This window comes from Limnoglobus sp. (assembly GCF_059499385.1).
This window is the reverse complement of the sequence record NZ_JCABYM010000037.1, coordinates 69,199-73,741: the sequence shown is the minus strand read 5'-3', so window position 1 is coordinate 73,741 and position 4,543 is coordinate 69,199. Positions and strand designations below refer to the sequence as shown.

The 4,543-nt window shown below is 68.9% G+C and carries 6 protein-coding genes; 3 read left to right on the top strand and 3 right to left on the bottom strand.

Translation table 11 applies throughout. The features are described 5' to 3' along the window. Nucleotides 1-203 precede the first annotated feature (203 nt). From AC5JJ2_RS06170 to hisH, 3 genes are read left to right on the top strand one after another with little or no spacing between them, the layout of a single operon-like run. The gene (locus AC5JJ2_RS06170) at nucleotides 204-740 is read left to right on the top strand and encodes a shikimate kinase (protein ID WP_495857090.1); all 537 of its coding nucleotides are present in this window, start codon (nucleotides 204-206) and stop codon (nucleotides 738-740) included. Continuing rightward, a complete protein-coding gene (locus AC5JJ2_RS06165; RefSeq protein ID WP_495857089.1) occupies nucleotides 710-1,870 on the top strand; it encodes a prepilin peptidase in 1,161 nt (386 codons plus the stop codon). Before AC5JJ2_RS06170 ends, AC5JJ2_RS06165 begins: the two co-directional genes overlap by 31 nt. Next, nucleotides 1,867-2,481: an imidazole glycerol phosphate synthase subunit HisH gene (gene hisH / locus AC5JJ2_RS06160; protein ID WP_495857088.1), complete on the top strand. Its 615-nt coding sequence runs from the start codon at nucleotides 1,867-1,869 to the stop codon at nucleotides 2,479-2,481. Before AC5JJ2_RS06165 ends, hisH begins: the two co-directional genes overlap by 4 nt. Before the next feature lie 71 nt (nucleotides 2,482-2,552). Here hisH and AC5JJ2_RS06155 read toward each other — a convergent pair whose 3' ends face one another. From AC5JJ2_RS06155 to AC5JJ2_RS06145, 3 genes are all read right to left on the bottom strand, one after another. After that, the gene (locus tag AC5JJ2_RS06155) at nucleotides 2,553-2,759 is read right to left on the bottom strand and encodes a hypothetical protein (protein WP_495857087.1); all 207 of its coding nucleotides are present in this window, start codon (nucleotides 2,757-2,759) and stop codon (nucleotides 2,553-2,555) included. 36 nt (nucleotides 2,760-2,795) lie between these two features. Next, nucleotides 2,796-3,959, bottom strand: coding sequence for a DUF1559 domain-containing protein (locus AC5JJ2_RS06150; protein ID WP_495857086.1), 1,164 nt, complete (start codon nucleotides 3,957-3,959; stop codon nucleotides 2,796-2,798). A 339-nt stretch (nucleotides 3,960-4,298) separates the two neighbouring features. Continuing rightward, a complete protein-coding gene (locus tag AC5JJ2_RS06145; RefSeq protein WP_495857085.1) occupies nucleotides 4,299-4,484 on the bottom strand; it encodes a hypothetical protein in 186 nt (61 codons plus the stop codon). Between the last annotated feature and the right edge of the window lie 59 nt (nucleotides 4,485-4,543).

The following is a 4,543-nucleotide window of genomic DNA, read 5'->3' as shown; positions in this document are numbered from 1 at the left end:
TGTTATAAATCCATCACTGCCTTTAAGATGCCCGTCGTGATTTTTTTTGCGCCGCTCGGGGGGGGGGGCGGCGTGCCCCCCCCCCCCCTCGGCTCCCTGGCCCGACCGCGATCCTTGTGGGGGCGGGACGCGCTCACCCCCCTCCCTAACCCTCCCCCCCAAGGGGGGAGGGGACAAAACCGGTCCCCGCGCGGCGGGCCGTCGTGATTCCCCGCATCTTCCTCATCGGCTACCGCGGCACGGGGAAAACGACCGTCGGCCGCGCCGTCGCCGCCCGGCTCGGGTGGGCGTTCGTTGATGCCGACGTGCTCCTCGAAGCCCGCGCCGGCAAGACCATCGCCCGCATCTTCGCGGACGACGGCGAACCCGCCTTCCGCGACTGGGAGTCCCGCGTCCTCGCCGACCTCGCCGTGCAGCCGAACCACGTCATCGCCACCGGCGGCGGCGTCATCCTCCGGCCGGCCAACCGCGAGCTGCTGACGGCCAACGGGTTCGTCGCCTGGTTGCAGGCTTCTCCCGAACTCGCGTGGCAGCGGATGCAGGACGACCCGACGACCCGCGACCGCCGCCCGAACCTCACGGCCGCCGGTGGCCTCCAGGAGGTACGGGCGGTCATGGCCGCCCGCGAGCCGCTGTACCGGGAGGCGGCGCACGCCGCGTTCGACGCCGCGCATTCGCCGGAGTCGCTCGCCGACGATATCCTGCACGTATGGAATGGTGGTACCACATGCCGGTCGTGACGTTCGCCGCGTTCGCGTTCGTCCTCGGCCTCGGGATCGGCAGCTTCCTGAACGTGCTCATCGCCCGGATGCCCTACGAGAAGAGCGTCGTCTGGCCCGGCTCCCGGTGCGGGGCGTGCTTCCGGCCGCTGCTGTTCACCGACAACCTGCCGATCATCGGCTACCTCCGACTGCGGGGCAAGTGCCGGTTCTGCGGCGCGAAATTCTCCAGCCGCTACCTGTGGATCGAACTCGCCACCGGCGTCGTGTTCCTTGCGCTGTTCCTGCTCGAACTCGTGTTCAACTGGCACGCCGTCCCCGGCCTCGCGCCGCAGTTCGGCGGCCTGCCGCCGCTGCGGGCGTGGCTCTACTTCGCGGCCCTCGCATTCCTCTTCTCGATGCTGCTCGCGGCCGCGGCCATCGACTTCAACTACCGGATCATCCCCGGCCAACTGACGTACACGGCCACGCTCGTCGGCATCCTCGTCTCGATGCTGTTCCCGTGGCCGTGGCCGAGCGCCGGCGTCCCGATGCCGCCGAACTTGCCCGGCGGGTTCGGGTGGGCGAACCCGCTGCTCGCCGGGCAAATCCCGAGCGGGCTGGCGCTCTGGCCGGTGTGGGGGCCGCCGCCGGCGTGGGCACCGCCCGACAGTTGGCAACTCGGGTTCCTCACCGGCGTCGTCGGCGCGGCCGTCGGCCAGTTCGTCGGCCGGTCGGTGAAGTGGCTGTTCGAGATCGGGTTCGGCCGCGAGGCGCTCGGCCTCGGCGACGCGGACTTGCTCATGATGATCGGCTCGTTCCTCGGGTGGCAGATCACCGTCCTCGCGCTGCCGGCCGGGGCGTTCGTCCTGTTGCCGCTGCTGCTGCCGTGGATGCTGGTGAAGACGGCGTTGTACTACCTCCGGCCCCTACCCGATCAGCCGGCGGCGAACGTGGAACCCGGCGTGCCGTTCGGCCCCGGCATCGCGGCCGGGGCGGTCGCGTGCTGGGTGGCGTGGCCGTGGGTCGGCGAGGCGGGCCGGACGTTCTTCTTCTCGCCGCTGGTCCTGCTGCTGACGGCGGCCATCGTCGGCGGCGGCCTCCTGGTCTTCGGCCTGCTCCTCCGCCGCGGCCCGGAGCCGGCCGTGGCGACCACGGGAACCGCACCATGAAACCGAAGCTGGTCATCGTCGATTACGGCATGGCGAACCTGCGGAGCGTGCAGAAGGCGTTCGAGTCGGTCGGCCACGCGGCGGAAGTCACGGTCGACGCGAACCGCATCGCCGAGGCCGCGAAGGTCGTGCTGCCCGGCGTCGGCGCGTTCCAGGACGCCATCGCCCGGCTGCGCGAAACCGACCTCGCGGGCGTCATCACGACGCACATCCGATCCGGCCGGCCGTTCCTCGGCATCTGCCTCGGGATGCAGATGCTGTTCGCCCGCAGCCACGAGGACGGCGTCCACGCCGGGCTGGACCTCTTCACCGGCGACGTGGTCCGGTTCCCGCACGTCCCCGGCCTTAAGGTCCCGCACATGGGGTGGAACAGCTTGAAGCTGACGAAGCCGAGCTGCCCGCTGTTCCGCGGGCTGCCGCCGGAGCCGGCGGTGTACTTCGTCCACGGGTACTACCCGCAACCCGCGTCGGACGTGACGGCGGCGACGGCCGACTACCCGGACGCGTTCACGGCCGCGGTGTGGCGGGACAACGTCATGGCGACGCAGTTCCACCCGGAGAAGAGTCAGGCGATCGGGCTGACGATGCTGCGGAACTTCGCGGACCTGTGATCGACGGCGGGAAAATGGAACCGGCCGGGAGGAAGTCCTCCCGGCCGGCGTCGGTTCGTAGCTATGAGGCGTCAGTCCTGAACGATGTTCGGCGGCTTCGCCATGCCCTTGTCCGACCCCTTGCTCGGCTTCGGGGTGTCGCCGCCGCCGGTCCCGCCGATCGGCCCCGGCGCGGCCGGCACCTTGTCCGGCGGCGGTTGGTTCTTCGGCCCGCTGTCGCACCCCACCGCCAGGGCCATCAGCACCAACGTGGCCAGGGTCGCCAATCGCTGCTTCATGTGAAAGTTCCTATTCCGGAGGGAGGGACGGTCGGGTCAGTTGGAGATCGTCGAGAAGTCTTCGGTCGTGCCGTCGGCCATCCCGGCCATCGCCTGGAGAACGTACCACGCGGACCGGTTGCTGACGGCCGCGGCCGGGGTGAACCGGCGGGTACCGGTCCCGGCGATCCGTAGCCCGCGGACCGACCCGTCGCCCATGCCGAACTGGACGATGCCGGTGTGGAAGCTGCTGAAGTAGTTGTACCCGCCGCCTTGCGCCGTGCCGGCCACGCCGCACGTCGCGCCTTGGTCCGGGCAGCCGCCGCCGGGGGCGAGGCCGAACTTCGTCGGCATGCCGGGGATGGATACCCAGTTCCAGAACCAGTCGCGGGTCTGGCCCTGACCGGCCGTGCCGCCCAGCCCTTCGCCGAACGCGAGGGTGTTCGACGTGCCGTCCACGACGCTGACGATCGTGGTGGCCGACCGGTTCGTGTACATGCCGCGGTAGAGGTTCAGGTTCGCCCCGACGCCGTCGGCCGACGACGAGGTCGAGACCGGCGAGCCGAGCGCCCCGGAAACGCCGGCGTAGTTCGTCTTGCCGAGGGTCAGGGTGGGTTGCGGCGAGCCGAACCAGTACGCCCCGATCGAGTTGCCGGTCGTGCTCGGCCAGTTGGCCGATTCCACGCTCGGGAACAGGACCGGGCCGTTCACCGTGCCGCCGACCGGGATCGGGTCGGACGGGCAGAGGAACGTCTTGATCTGGTTGAAGCTCGCGATCCAGTGCGCCGAGCCGGGGTTCCCGGCCACCCAGTCGGAGTTCGGGGCCGGGCTTTTCGACTTCACGTTCAGGTTGATGCCGGAGAACCCGCGGTAGATGTTCTCCTGTTCCACGTACGGGAGCATGAACACGAGCGTGCCGACCAGCTGGCCGTCGGCGGGACTGCTGGAGCAGAACAGGTCCGGCGTCCCGGTGCATTGCCGGAGCGGCCCGAGGTAGCCGGGCGGCAGCACCTGGTTGGCGCTCTCGTAGTTGTGCGCCGCCAGGCTGATCTGCTTGAGGTTGTTCTGGCAGGTGCTCCGGGCCGCGGCCTCGCGGACCTTCTGCACCGCCGGCAGGAGCAGGCCGATCAGGATCGCGATAATCGCGATCACGACCAGCAACTCGATCAGGGTGAAGCCCGTCCGCGGACGGCCCCCCAGGGAACGAAAGCGTGCGACCATGGATTGCACCTCGACAAATGAAAGAAACGAAACAGGGTCGTACCTGTCCTCGGACATCGCGTGGAGAAGGAGGAAGAAGAGTTCGACACTTGAAATCGGGGGCACCCGTTCGGGCGCGGCGAGGATGATTTCAGATGTCAGTTTAGGACGCGCGAGTCAAACACTATGATTAACACCCGAAATCCGCGGTGGCAAGAAGAAAGGATAAATTTTTCCTCACCCCGCGGGTCGGGATTCCGGCCGTACGGTCGATGAAGTGGTGGACGGGTTGAGAAAGTGAGAGAATTCCCCGCGAATACCGGTCTCTCGCCGACGTCCGCGGGGGAGCGAATGGGGCTACTACTTTTCCTTCAGGTTGCTCATCTTCTTCGACGAATTCCCGCCCTTTGGCGCGTCCGTCGTCCCGCCCGCGCGCTGGATCCGCGGGTCGGGCTTGGCGTCCGCCGGCTTCGGGTCCGAGGTCTTCGGCCCGTCCCCGCACCCGACGGCGAGGAGCAGGGCGAATACCGGCAGCAATCGCTTCATGACGCGCGGTCCTCGGATCGGGGAGGGAGGGCAATAGGTCAAGCGGGGTACGGAGTACC

Excerpts from the sequence above, each read along its gene's own strand:
- hisH (WP_495857088.1), top strand. The coding sequence starts at position 1,867 with ATGAAACCGAAGCTGGTCATCGTCGATTACGGCATGGCGAACCTGCGG.
- AC5JJ2_RS06165 (WP_495857089.1), top strand. The coding sequence starts at position 710 with ATGGAATGGTGGTACCACATGCCGGTCGTGACGTTCGCCGCGTTCGCG.
- AC5JJ2_RS06150 (WP_495857086.1), bottom strand. The coding sequence starts at position 3,959 with ATGGTCGCACGCTTTCGTTCCCTGGGGGGCCGTCCGCGGACGGGCTTC.
- AC5JJ2_RS06145 (WP_495857085.1), bottom strand. The coding sequence starts at position 4,484 with ATGAAGCGATTGCTGCCGGTATTCGCCCTGCTCCTCGCCGTCGGGTGC.
- AC5JJ2_RS06155 (WP_495857087.1), bottom strand. The coding sequence starts at position 2,759 with ATGAAGCAGCGATTGGCGACCCTGGCCACGTTGGTGCTGATGGCCCTG.